This window comes from Synergistales bacterium (assembly GCA_021736445.1).
Classification (GTDB): domain Bacteria; phylum Synergistota; class Synergistia; order Synergistales; family Aminiphilaceae; genus JAIPGA01.
Map to the genome: position 1 here is coordinate 20,250 of JAIPGA010000015.1, position 18,963 is coordinate 39,212.

19 protein-coding genes and 1 pseudogene are annotated in these 18,963 nt (G+C 62.1%); all 20 read right to left on the reverse strand.

Annotated features, from left to right (window positions below):
* Positions 1-3: 3 nt before the first annotated feature.
* Positions 4-990 (reverse strand): MinD/ParA family protein, encoded by a 987-nt coding sequence (locus tag K9L28_04125; GenBank protein ID MCF7935507.1) that lies wholly within the window; start codon positions 988-990, stop codon positions 4-6.
* Positions 977-2,302: a flagellar biosynthesis protein FlhF gene (gene flhF / locus K9L28_04130; GenBank protein MCF7935508.1), complete on the reverse strand. Its 1,326-nt coding sequence runs from the start codon at positions 2,300-2,302 to the stop codon at positions 977-979. Before flhF ends, K9L28_04125 begins: the two co-directional genes overlap by 14 nt.
* Positions 2,303-4,420: a flagellar biosynthesis protein FlhA gene (flhA, locus tag K9L28_04135; GenBank protein MCF7935509.1), complete on the reverse strand. Its 2,118-nt coding sequence runs from the start codon at positions 4,418-4,420 to the stop codon at positions 2,303-2,305.
* A 95-nt stretch (positions 4,421-4,515) separates the two neighbouring features.
* Positions 4,516-5,607, reverse strand: a complete 1,092-nt coding sequence (gene flhB / locus K9L28_04140) for a flagellar biosynthesis protein FlhB (protein MCF7935510.1) — start codon at positions 5,605-5,607, stop codon at positions 4,516-4,518.
* 3 nt (positions 5,608-5,610) lie between these two features.
* Positions 5,611-6,387, reverse strand: coding sequence for a flagellar biosynthetic protein FliR (fliR, locus tag K9L28_04145; GenBank protein ID MCF7935511.1), 777 nt, complete (start codon positions 6,385-6,387; stop codon positions 5,611-5,613).
* On the reverse strand, positions 6,384-6,629 hold the full coding sequence (locus tag K9L28_04150; GenBank protein MCF7935512.1) for a flagellar biosynthetic protein FliQ: 246 nt from the start codon (positions 6,627-6,629) through the stop codon (positions 6,384-6,386). Before K9L28_04150 ends, fliR begins: the two co-directional genes overlap by 4 nt.
* A gap of 48 nt (positions 6,630-6,677) precedes the next feature.
* Positions 6,678-7,445, reverse strand: a complete 768-nt coding sequence (gene fliP / locus K9L28_04155; protein MCF7935513.1) for a flagellar type III secretion system pore protein FliP — start codon at positions 7,443-7,445, stop codon at positions 6,678-6,680.
* Entirely contained in the window at positions 7,427-7,753 is a 327-nt protein-coding gene (locus K9L28_04160; protein ID MCF7935514.1) for a hypothetical protein, read from the reverse strand. The genes fliP and K9L28_04160 overlap by 19 nt, the downstream gene beginning before the upstream one ends.
* Before the next feature lie 92 nt (positions 7,754-7,845).
* Positions 7,846-8,208, reverse strand: a complete 363-nt coding sequence (locus K9L28_04165; protein ID MCF7935515.1) for a response regulator — start codon at positions 8,206-8,208, stop codon at positions 7,846-7,848.
* Between the two features lie 26 nt (positions 8,209-8,234).
* Positions 8,235-9,401 (reverse strand): flagellar motor switch phosphatase FliY, encoded by a 1,167-nt coding sequence (gene fliY, locus K9L28_04170; GenBank protein ID MCF7935516.1) that lies wholly within the window; start codon positions 9,399-9,401, stop codon positions 8,235-8,237.
* Between the two features lie 3 nt (positions 9,402-9,404).
* The gene (gene fliM / locus K9L28_04175) at positions 9,405-10,412 is read right to left on the reverse strand and encodes a flagellar motor switch protein FliM (GenBank protein MCF7935517.1); all 1,008 of its coding nucleotides are present in this window, start codon (positions 10,410-10,412) and stop codon (positions 9,405-9,407) included.
* Between the two features lie 31 nt (positions 10,413-10,443).
* Positions 10,444-10,890: a flagellar basal body-associated FliL family protein gene (locus K9L28_04180; GenBank protein MCF7935518.1), complete on the reverse strand. Its 447-nt coding sequence runs from the start codon at positions 10,888-10,890 to the stop codon at positions 10,444-10,446.
* A gap of 13 nt (positions 10,891-10,903) precedes the next feature.
* Positions 10,904-11,623, reverse strand: coding sequence for a flagellar motor protein MotB (locus K9L28_04185; protein MCF7935519.1), 720 nt, complete (start codon positions 11,621-11,623; stop codon positions 10,904-10,906).
* A gap of 55 nt (positions 11,624-11,678) precedes the next feature.
* Positions 11,679-12,467: a motility protein A gene (locus K9L28_04190; protein ID MCF7935520.1), complete on the reverse strand. Its 789-nt coding sequence runs from the start codon at positions 12,465-12,467 to the stop codon at positions 11,679-11,681.
* Between the two features lie 92 nt (positions 12,468-12,559).
* Complete coding sequence (locus tag K9L28_04195) at positions 12,560-12,760, reverse strand: flagellar FlbD family protein (protein ID MCF7935521.1); 201 nt, start codon at positions 12,758-12,760, stop codon at positions 12,560-12,562.
* Between the two features lie 22 nt (positions 12,761-12,782).
* Positions 12,783-14,687 carry a flagellar hook-basal body complex protein gene (locus tag K9L28_04200; GenBank protein MCF7935522.1) on the reverse strand — a complete coding sequence of 635 codons (1,905 nt, stop codon included), beginning with the start codon at positions 14,685-14,687 and terminating at the stop codon, positions 12,783-12,785.
* Positions 14,688-14,731: 44 nt separating this feature from the next.
* Entirely contained in the window at positions 14,732-15,118 is a 387-nt protein-coding gene (gene flgD, locus K9L28_04205; GenBank protein MCF7935523.1) for a flagellar hook assembly protein FlgD, read from the reverse strand.
* Positions 15,119-15,223: 105 nt separating this feature from the next.
* Positions 15,224-16,219, reverse strand: a complete 996-nt coding sequence (locus K9L28_04210) for a flagellar hook-basal body complex protein (GenBank protein ID MCF7935524.1) — start codon at positions 16,217-16,219, stop codon at positions 15,224-15,226.
* A 741-nt stretch (positions 16,220-16,960) separates the two neighbouring features.
* Positions 16,961-17,557: pseudogene (locus K9L28_04215) on the reverse strand (flagellar hook-basal body complex protein).
* A gap of 112 nt (positions 17,558-17,669) precedes the next feature.
* Positions 17,670-18,963: flagellar hook-length control protein FliK (locus K9L28_04220; GenBank protein ID MCF7935525.1), on the reverse strand; the 1,294-nt coding region annotated here is incomplete at its 5' end.

The following is an 18,963-nucleotide window of genomic DNA, read 5'->3' on the forward strand; positions in this document are numbered from 1 at the left end:
CCGCTATGCCCCCAATCCCAGACGTTTCGTCAGTTTGAAGAGAAAGCTCCTGATCCCCTTCGCCTCCTGCCGGTCGGCAAGGAGCGCCTCTTCCTCACCCGCTCCCTGGCCCGCGATCTGCTCGGCGATCGCATAGAACGAGCGTCCCACCGCCGTACTCTCGTAGAGCTCCACCAGGGGACGGCGCAGCTGCACCGCTTCGCGCACCTTCCTGTCCCAGGGGATATACCCGAGATAGGGGACGGGGACGCCGAGAAACTGCCGCGACGCACCCTGCATGCGTTCGGCCACCCCCCGGGCCTCCTCGTTCGACATCGCCATGTTCACCACCAGACGGATATCCACTCTCCCCCCGGACCGTTGCACCAGGCTCTTGAGCACCCCGTAGGCGTCCCGTACGGATGTCGGCTCCGGCGTCGTCAGCAGGAGGGTCATGTCGGAAGCCAGAGCAAAGGAGAGAATGCTGTTGTGGATACCGGCGCTGGTATCGATCACAATGGTATCGGCTTCGTCCTCAAGGGTCGCCAGCTCCCCGATCAGCTCGTACTGCCTGTTCTGATCCATATCGGCGAGATCCTGCATCCCCGCCCCGCCGGGGAGGACCTTGAGATTCTCGCCCAGGGAGACCAGGGTGCTCCGCACATCGGCGCTGCCGCTGATCACGCTCTTCAAGGTCTTTGTGGGCATCATGCCGAAGAGAAGATCCACATTGGCCATCCCCAGATCGGCGTCGAAGATCAGCACCCGCCGTCCCAGGCGGCTCAGGGCGATCCCGAGATTCACACAGAGGTGGGTCTTCCCGACCCCTCCTTTGCCGCTGAGTACGGCGATGCTCTGGAGCCTTCGGCCCCCGTTTTCGGGGGCCCCTGCGGAAGCCAGTTTCCGCAGGTGAGCAGCCTGGTCGCTCTGCTCTCCCCGGGATGCCGCGTCCTGCCGGCCGCGCACCACAATCGGCGCCTCCTCCAGCTTGCCCCGCTCAGGCGCTTTCAACAGGTTCACCACCAACAAGGGATTCCACTACCGTAGATGGCGAAGCCACCTCGATATCGTTGGGCACATTCTGGCCCACCGTGAAGAAGGAGAGGGGAACATTGAAGTCCATCACCACATTGAAGATATCGGCGTAGGAGCCCGTTTCATCCAGCTTGGTAAAGAGGAAGCTTGTCACCGGCACAACCGCCATCTGTTCCACCACATCCAGCATGTCGGTATACTTCATGTTGGCGGCCAGAAGCAGATGCACCGCATCGGGTTGGAAATGCTCGTAGAGCTCCCGCAGCTCCTCGAGACGCTCGCTGTTCCGGTGGCTTCTCCCTGCCGTATCCATGAGCAGGATCTCCTTGTCCTGTTGTTTTTTGAGGATCTCCTCGATATTGTGGGGCTCGTAGATAACCTCCAGCGGAACCCCCAGAATCCGCGCATAGGTCCGCAGCTGCTCCACGGCGGCAATCCGGTAGGTGTCGGCCGTCAGGAAGAGCACACTCTTCCGCTCCCAGAGGGAAAAGACCGCGGCGAGCTTGGCGATGGTGGTGGTCTTGCCCACACCGGTGGGACCGATGAACATCACCCGGTTTCCCCCGAGGGTCTGGGCGAAATCCGAGCCCAGCACCGGCACCGTAGCGTTCAGCCAGTCCGGGAAGGGGCGACTGTCGCTTTCAGCACGGAAACGCTCCACCAGGGCGCGGGCGTGCTGTTCCGCGACCCCCTGCCCAGTCAGGCGTGCCACCCTGGGGTCCACCGGTTCCGCTTCCGCAGTGGTCCCCGGATCGGCCTTCTCCGAATCCCAGGCATCGAGTCTGGTCAGCACCTCCTCCAGGGACTGCTGCAGCTCCTCCACACGGCGGGAGACACTCTGCACCTTCTCGTCCTGTTCGGCCGCCGGCGGGGATTGCTGGGCCGCGTTCCGGGCCATCGCCTTGGCCTGCGGGGAGATCTCGAAGGTTACCCCCTCCCGGGACTCCCGCTCACCGGACGTCTCGTTCTGTCCAGAGGCTGCTCCGGCAGCCTGGGAATGTTCCCCTGCCACCTGCGGCATCGCCTCTTTGACAGCCTGCTTCACCTCCAGCAGGCGCTGGAAGGCCTTGATCCGATCCGCCGAGGCCTCCTGGTCCGGTTCGCGGTCCTCTTCGAAGATCCCGGCAGTAACCTGCAGCACCTCCTTGCGGAAGAACCCGAGAAAGCCGCCCCGCTTCACACGCTGGCTGGAGAGAATGACGGCGTCCCGGCCGAGCCGCTCTTTGGCGATGACAAGCGATTCCGCCTCATCCTTCGCTTCGTATGTGACCTGCCGTGCCAGACGCATCTATTCCACCATCCCTACAGATTTCAGTTGCACACCCTGGGCGATTTCATTATAGGATATCACGCTTACGTGAGGTAGGGTTCCCTCGATAATACGCCGGACCACCAGGCGGACCTCGGGGTGGACCAGCAGCACCGGATTCTTTCCGCTCATGCTCACCTGCTCGGCGAACTTGGAGACGGCCCCCACCAGCTGCTGCATGGCCTGGGGGTCCATATTCAGCTGCCAGCCCTGCACCAGATCCCCCGACATGGCTTCCTGCACCCGTTTCTCCCAGTCCGGGGAGAGGGTACCCACCGTCAGCGTTCCGTCGCTCTCCTGCAACCCCAGCGTGATCACCCGGGCCAGCGACTCCCGCACCCGCTCGGTGAGGAAATCCACGCTCCGGGAAGCCCGGCCGTAGTCCGCCAGCGATTCGAAGATGGTCACCAGGTCCCTGATGGGTACCTGCTCGCGGATCAGGTTCTGCAGCACCTTCTGGATGTCGCCCAAACCGAGCGCCGAAGTGAGCTCCTCCACCACCGCCGGGTGGGACTCCTTGATCAGATCCACCAGCTTCTGGACCTCCTGGCGGGTCAGGATATCGGCCCCGTAGAGCTTGACCGTCTCGGAGATGTGGGTCGCCAGCACCGAGGGGGCGTCCACCACCGTATACCCCGACGACTCGGCCTGCTCGCGCAATTCCGGGGAGATCCACACGGCGGGCAGCCCGAAGGTGGGCTCCGTCGTGGGCACCCCGACCAAAGTCTCCTCGGAACCCGAGGTGTTCATGGCCAGGTAGTGGTCGGGGAGCAGCTCGCTGCGGCCCACCTCGCCGCCTTTGACCATGATCGTGTACTCCGTGGGCTTCAGCTGGATGTTATCACGAAGCCGGATCGGCGGCACCACCAGGCCCAGCTCCATGGCCATCTGCCGCCGGATGGTACTGATCCGCTCCAGCATGTCGCCGCCCTGGCCGGGATCCACCAGCGGGATCAGCGCGTAGCCGATCTCCACCTCCAGCGGATCGACCGTCAGAAGGGGCAGCACATTCTCCGGCTCCGGGGGAGCCTGGGGCTCTCTGCCCTCGCCCCCCGGCGCCCCTCCCTCCTCGGAGGTTCTGCCGGCGGGACCGCCGGGCTCCCCGGCGGCCTGCTCCTGCAGCTTGCCCTCCCGGTAGACCCGATAGCCCAGAAAGCCCATCAGCGACCCCAGGGTGGCGAAGGGCACCAGCGGCAACCCCGGCACGATGGCCAGCCCCAGCAACATGGCCGAACCGATCCACAGCGGTCGGTAGTAACGTGTCAGCGAGTTGATGATGTCCTCTCCGAGATTGTACTCCCCGGCCGCCCTGGTCACAATGATACCGGTGGCCGTGGAAAAGAGGATGGAAGGGATCTGCGCCACCAGACCGTCGCCGACGGTCAGCAGACTGTAGGTCCCCAGCGCCTCTACAAGGGACATGTCCTGCTGGAAGACCCCCACGCCGAGACCGCCGAGGATATTGATCGCCGTAATGATCAGACCGGCGATGGCGTCCCCCTTGACGAACTTGGAGGCCCCGTCCATGGCACCGTAGAAATCGGCCTCCTTACGGATCTCCTCCCGACGTTCCTTGGCCTGGGTCTCGTCGAGCAGACCCGCGTTGAGGTCCGCGTCGATGGCCATCTGTTTGCCCGGCATGGCATCGAGGGTGAAACGGGCGGCCACCTCGGCGACACGCTCGGCACCCTTGGTGATCACGATGAACTGGATGATCACCAGGATAAGGAACACCACGCCGCCCACCACATAGTTGCCGCCGACCACGAAGTTCCCGAAGGCAGAGATCACCTCGCCGGCGTAGGCATGGAGCAGAATCATCCGCGTGGTGGAGACATTCAAGGCAAGCCGGAAGAGCGTTGCCAGCAGCAGAATGGTGGGGAATGCGGCCATCTGGAGGACACGGTAGACATAGAAGGTGGTGAGCAGCACCACCACACCAAAGGTGATGTTCAATGACAGGAGGATATCGAGCAGCGCCGTGGGGACAGGGACAATCAGCATCCCCACAATGAGGACGATGAGCAGCGCCATGCCGATATCGGCGTATTGGATCATCGAACCGGGCTTTACGCCCTCCTGGTTGGCTCGGGCCATTTCCGCTGCGTCCTTCCCCGCCGGCGTCCCGCGGCGGAACTCAAGATAGTGTGCTCATCATAGCAGCCGATGACAGTTTTGCGGAACAACGGCCGTTACGTACCGCTTCCGGTCTTCACGCGATAGACAAAGGCGAGCACCTCCGCCACCGCCTTGTAGAGATGCTCGGGGATCTCTTCGCCGATCTCCACCATCTCGTAGAGCGACCAGGCCAGCGGCCGGTCCTCCACCACAGGCACACCGTGCTCCTCGGCGATCTCCCTGATCTTGCGGGCCACATGCCCCCGCCCCTTTGCCACCAGCAGCGGCGCATCCATCACCGACCGGTCGTACTGCAGCGCCACCGCCAGTGTGGTCGGGTTGGTGACCACCACATCCGCCTGCGGGACCTCCTCCATCATCCGGCTCCGGGCGAGCTCCTGCTGCTTCTGACGGATGCGGCGCTTGACCATGGGGTCGCCTTCCATCTGCTTGTATTCGTCCTTGACCTCTTTTTTGGTCATCTTGATCTGCCGTTCGAACTCCCACCGCTGATAGACATAGTCGAAGATGGCGATCACGAAGAGCAAAAGCGCCATCTTCATGGCCAGCCACCAGATCTTGCCCATCACGGTGCTCACCCCGGCAAAGAGCGGGAAGTGCACCGTCTGGGCCATGGCGCCCAGCTCCTGCTTCAGGGCCATGAAGAGGACGATCCCCAGCAGCCCAGCCTTGACGATGGACTTGGCCAGCTCCACAAAGGAACGGATGGAGATCACCTTTTTGAGTCCCGAAATAGGGTTCATGCGGCTCGGTTTCGGGATCAGCGGCTTGGTGGTGATCTGCAGCCCCACCTGGTAGATCTGCACAGCCAGGGCGGCGATGAGACAGAGGAAGCCGAAGGGGAGCCAGATGCTCATGAACCGCCGCAGGGCCACCCGTCCGATCCGGGAGATCCACTCCCCCTGGCCGAGCTGATCGCTCCTGATCTCCCTGGCCTGAAAGACAATGAACTCCCGGAACCCCTCCAGCCACCAGGCCGCCAGCAGAAGAATCGCCAGCAGCCCCACCAGGATGACCACCGCGGCCCCGAGATCCTGGCTGCGGGCCACCTGGCCCTCCTCACGGGATTTGCGCCGCTTCCGCGGCGTGGCGGTCTCGGTCTTTTCCTCGGCGAAGAACTGGAGATCAAATGCCCTGTATATCATAGCCTACCCCGCAATGACCGAGAGGGCAAACCGCACCGTCTCCTCGATCTCGCTCTGCATCACATCCACCATAGCCGGCAGCAGCACCATCAGCAGGAAGAGCCCCAGGGCGACCTTGATCGGCAGACCCAGAATAAAGATATTCATCTGCGGCACCGTACGGGCCACGAACCCCAGGCCCACATCGGAGAGAATCAGCGCCCCGTAGAAGGGCAGCACCAGCCGCATGGCCAGCACCATGGCCTCCTGCAGCCAGCCCGTGATCGACGGGTCGGCGATCACGGCAATAGTGGGTATGCCCAGCGGCACCAGACGGAAGGTTTCCACCAGCGCCCGGAGCAGCAACAGATGGCCGTCCCATCTGAAGAAGTACCACATCCCCAGCACATACTTGAGCTGGCTGATGATGGAGACCTGGGACTGAGTCATGGGGTCCATGATGTTGGCCATCCCGAAGGCCATCCGCACGCCGATCACCCGGCCGGCGATCTGCAGCGCGTAGAGGGGCATGCCGCTCAGAAAACCCAGCGCCGCCCCGACCAGAAACTCCCGCACCGCCGCCACCAGAATCCCCACAGGGTCGGAGAGCGCCGCCAGATCCGGAACCGGCGCCGCCTGAGGCGTGGCGATCAGCGCCAGCATGAGAGCGATCCAGAAGCGTACCGGCACCGGAAGCGAGGGAATCATGAATACCGGCGCCACCAGAAGGAGGCCGAGGAAGCGGATACTGGACAGAAAAAGGACAACCAGCCAGAGCAGCTCCGGTTCCGAAAGGGTCATTGCACGAACCTGTGCAGCTGCCCCAGGATCTCCTTTGCCAGCTCGCCGACCCGACTGAAGATAAAGGAACCGAAGAAGATGGTGCTCAACAGCACCGCCACGATCTTGGGAATGAAGGCCAGGGTCTGCTCCTGGATGGAGGTGGCGGTCTGGATGATCCCCATCATCAGGCCGATGCCCATAGCCACCAGCAGAATGGGGAGCGCCGAGACCAGCGCCGTCCAGACCGCCTGACGCAGCATATCGAAGACACTGAGCGGCTCCACGGCAACCTCACCTCCCGAGTGGGCCTAAAAGCTGCTCACGAGGCTGGAAACCACCAGGTTCCAGCCGTCGGACATGACAAAGAGCAGCACCTTGAAGGGCAGCGAGATCATCATCGGCGGCAGCATGATCATTCCCATGCTCATCAGCACACTGGCCACAATCATGTCCACCACGATAAAGGGGACAAAGATCAGCACGCCCATCTGGAAGGCCGTCTTCAGTTCGCTGAGCATGAAGGCGGGCGCCAGTGCTCTGAAGGGCACGTCATCGGGCCCCTGGGGCCTCGGCAGACCGGCCAGGCTCATCATCAGCGACAGCTCCTTCTCCCTGGTCTGCTCCAGCATGAAGGTCCGCACCGGCTGCACCGCCGTCTGCAGCGCCTCGACGCTGGTGATCTCCTCGGCCAGGTAGGGCTGCAGGGCGTCGTCGTAGATGGCCTGCCAGACAGGGGTCATGGTAAAGAGCGTCAGAAAGAGCGCCAGCGTCACCAGCACCTGATTCGGCGGCGTCTGCTGCAGCGCCAGGGCATGCCGGACAAAACCCAGCACCACCAGTATCCTGACGAAGCTTGTCATCATCAGGACGATCGCCGGAGCCAGCGTGAGGATCGTGAGCAGCGCCAGGATCTGGAGCGTCACGGCGATATCCTCCGGCGATTCCGCCGCACTGAGCCCCATCTCCAGCGCCGGCAAGGGTATCTGCGGCGCCTCCGGCTGGGCCCACACGCCGGAAGCGAGGCACAGCATCAGGGCGAAGGCAGCCAGAAAGGATACTACGACTCTTGTCGGCATGAGGCCTCCCACTCTTCCCGGGACCAGCGCCCGATCACCACCGTGCCGGACCGCGACGACAGCAGGGCGATCACCTCGGGACCGCAGGCGACCACCCGCACCGTGTCCTTCCCGACCGGCACGGCCGCCAGCAGCGAGACACCCCGGGCCGACTGTCCCTTTGTCCGGGGATACCAGCGGCTCGCCATCCACCCAACCACTCCCAGCGCGGCGATGGCGAACACCATACGGATCATGTACCCCGAGAAATCGGGCTCCGTACCGCCATCACCCATATCGGACCAGGCGCAGACCACCGGCAGCAACATGTAAAAAAGAAGGGCGAACCCTACAGTACAGCATAGGCTTCGCCCCCCGGTGTTTCGGGATGTTGTATTCGGAGAGTAGTTCATTACGCCTGTCAGGAGAGTGCTTCGTTCAGAGCCTCGAGTACCCGGTCCGGCTGAAAGGGTTTGACGATAAAGTCCTTCGCTCCCGCCTGGATGGCCTCGATCACCATCGCCTGCTGCCCCATGGCGCTGACCATGACAATCCTCGCATCGGGATTCGCCTTTTTGATCTCCTTGACAGCACTGATCCCGTCCATTTCAGGCATGGTGATATCCATGGTGATGACATCGGGGCTGTTCTCCTCGGCCATCGACACGGCAACCTTGCCGTTTTCGGCTTCGCCGACCACCTCAAAACCGTTTTTGACCAGGATATCTTTAAGCATCATTCGCATAAAGGCTGCGTCATCGACTACGAGTACCTTTGCTCCCATTTCCACCTTTCCCCCCTGCGTCCGGTCTAGATCCCCGCTGAACGTATCCGTTCGGTCCGGCTGACTATCTCAGTGAGGCGAACACCGAAATTCTCATCTATGACGACGATCTCTCCCCGGGCGATCAGCTTGCCGTTGACGAGAAGGTCAACGGGTTCGCCAGCCATCTTTTCCAATTCTATCACAGAGCCCGGCGCCATATTGAGCACTTCTCCGATTGTTTTGCGAGTCCTGCCTAATTCAACCGTCAACCGCACCGGTATGTCAAGGATCAGATCCAGATTTCCCGGCGCTTCACCCTGTTCTCCCTGATCGAGGGGCACAAACTCCGCAGGCCGCACATCCACCTGCTGACCGCCGGCGGGCTGCCGGGCCGCTCCTCCGGCCGGGGCGCCTCCCGAGGGAGGCTGCTGTTGCTGTTTCTTCTGAGCCTGCTGCTGCGGTTGTTGCTGCTGTTGCTGCTGCTTTTGCTGTTGCGGCTGTTGCTGCTGTTGCGGCGCAGGCTCCTCCTGCTTCGGCGCCACGGCCTCCTGGATCCGACCGGCCAGGTCGGTGGCCTGGTCGAGGGGCAGCACAAACCACAGCGGCATCTCGCCGACCTCGCTGATGTTGAGTGTCCCACGCACAGCCCAGATCTGGGTGGATGGATCAAGGGACTCCAGCGGCAGCCAGTCACCCTCCTGCAGACCCGCCGAGGCCTCGCCCTGGGCCAGGCGCTGTCCCTTGAGCAGTCCGCTGATGTTGGTGAAGGCCGCCCCCACCACCTGACTGAGCCCCTCCTGGGCAGCACTGAGGTAGAGATCGTTGGCCTCCTCGGGCAGCTCCACACCGTCGCCGCCCATCATCAGATCCGCAACGGTGAGCGCCCCCTTTTCGTCCAGCACGAAGGCCGTGGGAGCGTCGTCAAGGCCGTCGCACTTCATGGCATAGCGGAAGAAGCGTCCCTCCCCCGCCCTGCCGGGAAACTCGTTCTGGGCCACCACAAAGGTCTCGTCGATGGAGGAGGTGATCTCCCGTCCCGCCAGCATACCGATCACATTGCTGCCGGCGTTGGCCACCAGGGACGCAACCTCGTTGAGGATATCCTCCTGCTCCTTGTCGAGACCGCCTCCCTCCCCTTCGGAGGAAGAGGAATCCGGCGCACTGTTCAACAGCGCATCGATCTCTTCCTGGCTCAACAGCTCGTCAGACAACGGTCACACCTCCTCGCGTTCCGTACACTCTTCCTGCGTCAGCACCCGGTCGACACGCACCGCGTTGTTCCCCTTGCGCGTGCCCGGCGTACCGACAAACTTCACCTCTGCGCCCACCCGGACACAGACCTGGTCGTTGGTCGCCGCGTCGAGCCGCACCACATCGCCCACCTGGAGCTGCAGCACATCCTGCAGGGCCAGCGACGTACTCCCCAGTTCCGCGCTGAGGGGCACGCGGATGCGCCCCACATTCTCCTTGAGGCGATCCTTCACGTCTTCGGTGACCTTCCTTGCCGTGGAGGCGAACCAGTGCTGGGAGCTCAGCTTGTCCACCATGGGTTCCATGACGATATGGGGGATACAGAGATTCACCAGCCCCTCCGTATCGCCCAGCGTCACCTTCAGCGTCACCAGCAGCACCATGTCCGAACCCGGACAGATCTGCACGAAGAAGGGATTGCTCTCCATGCTCTCGAAGCGGAAGCGGATGTCCACGACGGTGCTCCAGCTCTCCTCCAGCAACTCGAGAAAACGCATGACCACCCGCTCGGTAACGGTCTGTTCGATCTCGGTGAGCTCCCTGGGTTTGCGAAGCGGCTCCCCCTTGCCGCCCAGCATCCGGTCGAGGATGGAGAAGACAAGCTGCGGGTTTACCTCCATGATGGCGTTTCCCGAAAGGGGATACATCTCCAGCACGGCGATGGTGGTGGGATGCACCAGCGAACGGACCACCTCGTCGTAGGTCAGCTGATCCACGGAGACCACCTCGGTGGAGACCATGGAGCGCACCATCGTAGAGAGCATGGTGGTCAGCTGCCGCGCAAAGGACTCGTGGATCATCTGGATGGCGCGCAGCTGATCCTTGCTGAACTTGTCAGGCCGCCTGAAGTCGTAGATCTTGACCTTATCTTCTTCCTCTTCCGTGCCGATATCATCAATGTCGACACTGCCGCTGCTCACGGCCTGCAATAACGAGTCGATCTCTTCCTGCGAAAGCACCTCAGGCACCACGGGAACTCACCTCCTTCCCCACACCACTATTCTACTGCAGGATAAAATTCTCGAAAAGCACCCGCGACACCGGCGGTTTCTGCTTCACCAGCGGGAGCAGCGCGTTGAGCCGGTGCTTGATCTCGTGGCCCAGCTCCAACACCCCCTCGCCGCTGCGCATATCGTTCAAACGCTTGTTCTTGACCGTCAGGATCGTTTCGTGCCGCAGGCGGCTCTTCCAGCCCTCGGCGGAGACCAGCTCCACCGCCTCCGGGGAGGTCACCTCCAGCACAATGGTCAAACGGGCCACATGGGGTTCCTTGTCGGCGAGGTTGACCGTGAACTCCCCCAGCGGCACCGTCGGTCCGGGAGCCTGCCCGCCCTGGCCGCCCACATCGTTCGGCTGGCCGAAGAACTTCATCCCCATAAAGATACCGCCGCCCACACCCAGTATGAGGGCAAGAAGCCCGACAACGGCGAAAATCAACAGACGCTTCATAGAATCCTCCCCCTCATTCCAGGGCGTACTCGGAAAGCAGCACGATGTCGACCCGCCGGTTCAGCGCCCTGTGTTCCCGGGTATCGTTGGGCACAATCGGACGGTACTGGCCGAAGCCCACCGCCTCCATCCTCCTGGGACGCACCCCGGCTCTCTGCAGATAGGTGACCACCGCCACCGCCCGGGAGGCCGAGAGCTCCCAGTTGTTCCGGAAATCATCGCCCCGGAAGGGCAGGTTGTCGGTGTGTCCCTCCACGGACATGGGTACCGAGGTGCGCTGCAGCAGCTCGGCCAGCTTGGCGAGAATGCGCTTGCCCGGCGGCAGCAGCGTGGCGCTGCCCAGCTCGAAAAGCAGCTGGTCCGTCATGGAGATGGTCACGCCCCGCTGGTCCACCCGGACGGAGACCTCGTCTTCCAGGCCCTCCTCGCGGATCAGCGTCTGCACCTGACGGGCCACGTCGAGGATCTCCTGGGTCTGCTTCCGGGCCTCGCCTGCGTCGACACCGGTTTCGCCCTGGAAGACCTTGTCGGACTCCTGGGTGGTCTCGCCGCCCGGCATCACGCCGATGGCGCCCTGGAAGGACATGATCATCTTCTGGAACTTCTGGACATCAATGGTGGAAAAGGCAAAGAGAAAGACAAAGAAGACAAGCAGGAGGGTCATCATATCGCCGTAGGTCATCAGCCATCCTGCGCCGCCTTCTTCATCCCTGGAACGGCGCTTCCTCGCCATGGGCTCTCCTTCCCGAATCGAGATCCTCTACGACCCGCAGGCACAGACGCGGCGACTACTCCTCCCCGCCGGTGTTCTTCTGTTCCTCAAGCACCTGCCGCTGCACCGGGGGCAGGAAGACCTTGAGCTTCTCCTCCACAATCCTGGGGTTCTCCCCCGCCTGGATCGCCAGAACGCCTTCCACCATCAGCTCCCGGGAGAGCACCTCTTCGGAGGTGCGGGCTCCCAGTTTGCGGGCCAGGGGAATCGCAAAGGCGTTGGCGAGGAAGGAACCGTAGAAGGTGGTGATCAGAGCGACCGCCATCCCCGGCCCCAGGGCATCGGGATCCTCGAGATTGCGCAGCATCTGGATCAGACCGATCAGCGTCCCCAGCATTCCGAAGGCCGGCGCCAGCTCGCCCAGGGAATCGAAGATCTTCTTGTTCTGGACGTGCCGCTCCTCCAGCAGACCGATCTCCGTATCGAGGATCGACTTCACCAGCTCGGGATCCGTGCCGTCCACCACCAGCTGGATGGACTTGCCCAGAAAGACATCGTCCAGTTCGGCGGCGTCGTCTTCCAGCGCCAGGAGCCCCTCGCGCCGGGCCTTCTCGGCAAAGCTCACCATGGTCTGCACCAGCCCGATCAGATCGGGGCTGCTTGCGAAGAAGGCCCGCCGGACCACCTTCCCGATGTTGAGGATGCGCTCCAGCGGATTGCTGATGATTGTGGCGCCCATACTGCCGCCGATGACGATCAGCAAAGCAGGAAAGTTGACAAAGGCCCCTGCGTCGCCCCCGGCGACGATCCCCCCCACGACGAGGATGAAGGCCAGAGATATGCCGATAACGGTTGCCAGATCCACAACGCCACCTCCAGAGAACAGTCAGAAGCACCGCGCTCATCCCAAACGGGGAGGACCACTCTGCATCGTATAGCTACATAGTAAAGCTCCCGTCACGAACCGTCAAAGGCCCCGCGGAATCTGGCGTCTTTGGCGGTACGGATGCGGTCCACCACCACACGCATCTGTTCGCGGACCACATAGCGGTGGCCGTTGGAGAGCAGGATCACCGTATCGGGCGTCGCTTCCACCGTCTCCACCAGGTCGACGTTGAGATAGAAGGTGCTGCCGTCGAACCGGGTTACCTCGATCATAGCGCCTCCATTGCGTCACAGGTTACCGTTTAAGGTTCACCGTCTCCTCCATCACCTCGTCGCTGGTGGTAATGATCCGGGCGTTGGCCTGGTAGCCCCGCTGGCCCCGGATGAGGTTGGTGAACTCCTGGGCGATATCCACGTTGGATGTCTCCAGGCTCATGCTCATCAGCTTGCCGGCCCGGCCCTCCGAAGGATTGCCCAGCTCGATGATCCCCGTGTTCGGTCCCTCCACGTAGACATTCTCGCCGGCCTTGCTGAGTCCGCCGGGGTTGTTGGCCAGCGCCAGCGGAATCCGGTAGAGCGGCACCGTCTGGCCGTTGTCGTAGATGCCCGAGACCCTGCCGTCCTGGCCGATCTGGTAGCTGGTCATCACGCCCATCCCGTGGCCGTCCTGGTAGTAGCCCTTGGTCGTGGAGGGAGAGGCGTACTGGGTAACCCCCTCGATGGGTTCCTTGTCGAAGTTGTCACCGTTGAAATCGAAGGTCACACGGGTGGTCTCGGCTCCACCGGAACCGAAACCGATGCTCACAATGGGGTTCTCGGAGGTGATCGACCCCTGGCCGTCGAACGCCACCTCCCCGGTAGGCGGTTCGATGTTGAGTCCATCCTCGTCGGGGAAAGAAGCCCGCCACTGCCACCGGTCGGCGCCGATCTTCTCCCAGCGCATCTCCATGGTGTGAGCTGTCCCCAGCGAGTCGTAGACCTGTGTCTGGCTGACATGGACACCGGTATCCCGCTGGGTGATCCGGGCCACCTCGCCTTCCTCATCGTGGGGCAGATTCTGGTCGCTGTTGAAGACCACCGATCTGCCGTCCTCTGAGATAGTCGCCGTCAGATCACCTTCGGGGGTGGTGATGGTCCCCTCATAGTTCGTTCCGAAGCTCCCGTCCGGATTGAGCGGGATCTCCTCGGGAAAGGCATAGACATTCCCCTCGTGATCCCAGAGTGTCAATGTAGCGGCGTCACCATCGGCATTGAGACTGAAATCGGCGAGGAAGCTCCTTGTAGCCTGATTCTCGTAGGAGACCGAGAGACTCTTGTAATCCATGGCGTCGCTGAGATTCATCTTGATGTCGTGACCTTCACCGGCGCCATCGATATCGGGGATCGTCAGCATACCTGTCTCGCTGTCGAAGGTGAAATCGGCTCCCGAGAGTTCCGGCAGGCCTGTCTCGGTATTCACCCCGTCAAACTGGGCCTTCAGATTGGACTGCTGTTCGTTGCCGTCCGCATCGGTCCAGCTAACATCAAAGGTAACAAAATCGTCGGTAGTATCCCCTTCAAGAAGATCAATTTCGTAGGTGGTTCCATCCACTGTATCCTGGAGTGTCACGTCCTCACCCACTCCAAGGGGCAGGTACATATCCAGCCGGCTGTCCAGATTGCAGCGGAAGCCCACCAGCGAGGTCTCCTCGCCGGGCTGCTTGGACCCCAGGGGCATACTGATGCTGGAGAGCTGCCCCGTGGAGATATAGCTCCCCGGGTTCTGGCTGTCCTCCTCCATGGCATAGCCCTGAAGGGTATGGCCCGTTCCCGCCTGGACCATGGTGTTGTTGGCGTCCAGCGTGAAATTGCCGGCCCGGGTGTAGAGGGAACGGCCGTCGCCATCCCTGAGCATATAGTAGCCGTCGCCCTGGATGGCGATCTCGTTGGGGTTGCCGGTGTACTCCACATTCCCCTGGCTGTAGACCGTCTCGATGGCGCCCACCCGGGAGCCCATCCCGATCTGCATGGGGTTCACGCCGCCGCGGCTCCCGCTGGGGGCGTGGCCGCCGTGGGTGGTCTGGTAGAAGATCTCCTGGAAGCTCACCTCGTGCCGCTTGTAGCCAAGGGTCTCCACATTGGCCACATTGTTGCCGATCGTATCAAGGAAGGTCTGGTAGCTCTTGAGCCCCATGACCCCCGAAAGCAGGGATCGCTGCATGGTCACTCACTCCTTGTCGTCCGCGCTCTGCCGTCTCCGTCCCCTCAGGAGACAGAGACGATGTTGTCCAGGACGGTGCTGTTTTCCTCACCCACATCGAGGATCACCTGGCCCTGGTCGAAGCGGATGCCCGTCACCTCGCCGGAGACCCGTTCGCCCTCGCCGTCGATGTACTCCACTGTCCGCCCCAGGTACCCCACCGAGGAGGAGAGGGAGACCCTGGTCAGGTTGTCCAGGCTTTCGCTCATGTTGGTGATCTGCTCCAGTTCGCTGAACTGGGCCATCTGGGAGATGAACTCCTTGTCCTTCATGGGGTCCATGGGGTCCTGGTTGGTCAGCTGGGTGATCAGGATCTCCAGAAAGTCGTCCTTCCCCAGACTGGAGTTCCCCGTAGTGGACTGCTGCTCTCCACCGGTGCCGTTGCTCATCATCTCGGCGCCGTTGACGCCTGTGCTCTGGATCATGCCACTCACCCCTTATACTCAGGTGTCTGCTGCTCTATTCGGGAGCGCGCCCCGAAAGGGCCGCCGATCTGTTTACCGCTTGAGGTTCACCAGCTCCTCCAGGACACTGTCGGAGGTGGTCACCACCCGGGCGTTGGCCTGGAAGCCCCGCTGCCCCTTGATGAGACTGGTGAACTGCTGGGAGAGATCCACGTTGGACATCTCCAGCGACTGGCCGGCGATCTTGCCGGAACCGCCCTGGGTGGCCGGCACATCCTGGGGCACGCCGGAGTTGGAGGTCTTCATGAAGGTGGTGTCGCCCACCTTCTGCAGCCCCTGTGGATTGGTGAAGAGCGCCAGGGCCATCCGGTAGAGCGCCTTGTTCTCGCCGTTGTCGTAGACACCGGTGATGGTGCCGTCCTGGCTGATGGAGAAGTCCTCCAGCACGCCCATGCTGTAGCCGTCCTGGTAGTACCCCTTGGTGGTGAACTCCGATCCGTACTGGGTGACACCCTCGATCTCGTCTTCATTGAAGGATTCCCCGGTGAAGTCCAGGGTGATCTCCTCGTCCTCGGCGCCCAGGGAGGCGAAGTTCGCCGTGATCGGCCCGGGGTTGCTCTCGGAGGTGATCAGACCGTCGGCGTTGAACTCGATGATGCCGGTGTTGCTGGACAGCGCGATGCTCTCGTCGGGAAACCAGGCCCGCCACCGCCACTGGTTGTTGTCGATCTTCTCGAAGCTCGTCTCCAGTACGTGGGCGTTGCCCTGGCTGTCGTAGATGTCGATCTTCGTGGCGTGGACGCTGGCGATCCGCTGGGAGACCGACGCCAGCTGCTCGTCCTCGGCGTTGTTCGTGATATTGATTGATTTGTAGTCGGAGGAGAGGGTGAGATGGCAGGCACTCCCACTCGCTGTAACCGGAACCCCTTCTTCTCCTAGAAATATAGTACTGGTCGCCGTGTTCCCCGCGCAAAATGTATACGTTCCATCAATCTCAAAGGTTCCATCATCTTTGGTTTCAATCGCTACAGGACTGCCGGAGTCATCTGAGGCATAATACTGCGTCCCCTCTTCTGACCAGAGGATCATTCCACGATCGCTTTTATCACCGCTCAAATCAACACTCGTATCATCAGAGAGAGTTCCGTTGTCACCTGTTACTGTATCGCTAGTTCCCCCAAAAGCAGTTAATATCGTTGATGTATCGCTATTAGTGTTAACCAAAGCCTCGACATCCGCACCAGTTGAAGTTATACTACTTACAGAATCAGTGCCCAAAGCAATATCGATTGTTTTGGTAAGATTATTTACTGATGTGACTTCTAAATCCTGATCTGCTCCGACAGGATCATTCAGCTTAACAGTCCACTCTCCAGCTGCACCAGAAATGTTTGATACAAAGTTAACTTCCGTGAGTTCAAGTTCAGAATAAAGCTCCAGGCTTTCCTGGTCCCCCTGGATTGTTTGCGCAAGAAACTTCTTATCTCCAATAGTCACGCTATCGAAATCAAGAATTTGGGCTATATTAAAGGACCACTTCTCGAATGTCGCCCCTCCACCGGTTTCCTCTATCGTTATTTCACCTGTTTCTGCATTGTAGCTGACTTCTCCTGAACCTATATCATCGAAAATGCCATCACCCTGAGAAACCACGGAATCGTAGCTCAGTTCAGGCAACCCTGAGGTGGAATTGATGCCATCAAAGGAGAGATTCAGTTTCCCATGCTCTCCTCCCTCACCCGCGTTGATCGTAATAAAGCTGTCGCTTGTCAAACTACTGGAAAAGTTCAGGGAGTAGCTTGTCCCATCCACCGTCGCCGTAGATGTCACGTCGTTCTCATCGAGTCCCATGGGGAGATAGTCCTCCACGCGGCTGTCGAGGTTGCAGCGGTAGCCCACGGTGGTGGTCTCCTGGGCCTCCATCTTCTGCCCCACGGGGATGTTGATGTTGTCCAGGGAGCTGCTGAGGACCAGCGAGGTGTCGGTCTCCGAGGCCTGCTCGTAGGCGTAGCCCTGGAGCATGTACCCGGTGCCGGACTGGACGAGGTTGCCGCCGGCGTCCTTGACGAAGTTGCCCGCCCGGGTGTACATGCTGGCCTGGCCGTTTTTGACGACAAAGTAGCCGTCGCCGTCGATGGCCATGTCGGTGGAGTTGCCGGTGTACTCCAGATTCCCCTGGGTGTGGATGGTCTCGATGGCGGCGGTCTTGGCGCCCATGCCGACCTGCTTGGGGTCGATCCCGCCGGTACCCGCGTCCTCGTCGGGCGCCACGGCGCCCCCCATGTCCTGATAGAGCATGTCCGCGAAGTTGGTGATGGATTTCTTGAATCCCACGGAGTTGACGTTGGCGATGTTGTTGCCCACCACGTCAAGGTAGGTTGTGTGTGTCCTGATGCCGCTCACGCCTGCCATCAATGAACGTAGCATGCGAATCTCCCTCCTGTTGTCGTGTCGTTATCCGCAGGCATTCCGTTGCGCTCGCGCCTATTTGCACATCCATCCGTGGACATGCTGCCCCTCTCTGTGCTGCTCTCTATCGCTAGGCCACCCAGTGGAGGACGCCGCGTTCCAGATCGAGCTGCGCCTCCAGGGCGGTTTCGTCCTCTTCGGTCTCGTCGCCGTCGCGCCGGAAGGCGCCGTTTTTGCCTCTCTGCCCCTTGCCTGTGCCCGCACCGTTCTGCTGGTAGGGGCTCTGGTGCTCCTCCTGCTGGCGGACGTCCACGGAGAGCTCCGAGATCTCCACGCCCTGCTGCTGCAGGGTGTTGCGCAGCTCGCCGAGCTGGCCCTGCACGGCCTGTTTCAGCGCCTCGGAGTCTACACGCAGGGTGGCCTCGATGCCGCCCTGGGTGGAACGCAGGCTCACATCCACACGGCCCAGGGCGGGCGGCTCCACGACGATCCGGGCGCGGTGGCCGTCGGCGGTGGAGACAAATCGGACCACCCGGGCCACGCCCTGGTTGAAGGCGGCCATACCGCGCCCGGGGAGCGGGATGCTCTGCTGCCGCGGAGCGGCGGAGCGTTCGGGTGCGCTGTGGTTCCGGCTCTCGGCGGTCTGCGTGCCCTCCCTGGCAGTCTGCTGTTGCGCTGTCTGCTGTTCGCCCTGTTCGCGGGCGAGGGTGCCGTCGAAGCCCCGGGGGGCAGCGCGCTCGCCGCCGGTCTGCTCCTGGTCCGGCATGCTCTGCTGCCGGTCGCTCATCTGGGCGTCGGCGCTGTTCTGTCGGGTTCCCCTGTCACCGGTCCCCTGGGTGTGGGCCCCTTCTGTCTGCTGTTCCTGCCCGGCGGCCCGGACCTGTGCAGGCTCCGCCGCGCTCCGCTGTCGGTCGGTCACCGTTTTGGTGGCTGTTGCCTCCGTGGTCGCCGCGTCGGCCCCTGGCTGCCCTGTGGTCTGTTTCTCGGGCGCAGTGCCCTGGATCGTTTGCGGTTGCGGTGCATTGGGTTGCGGCCGGGCGGCAGCCTCGCTAGGCCCTGTGGCCTGTCTCGCGGCCGCTTCCGTCACGGTGCCGCCAACCGGCTCTGTCTGTACGGTCGTCGGCTGCTGCCGGGCCTGATCGGTCTTCGCGTCGTTTGGCGTGGTCTCCGCGGCGGTCTGGGGTGTCCCCTGCCGCACCGTTGCGGGCCGTTCCGCGGCTGTCCTGTTTTCTGCGGTCTGGGCCGCGCCGTTCCCTGCAGCCTGCGAAGCGACCGGACGTACCGGCTGTCCGCTGCTGCGGAGAGAAGGCCGGGCCTGATCGGTCTTCGCGTCGTTTGGCGTGGTCTCCGCGGCGGTCTGGGGTGTCCCCTGCCGCACCGTTGCGGGCCGTTCCGCGGCTGTCCTGTTTTCTGCGGTCTGGGCC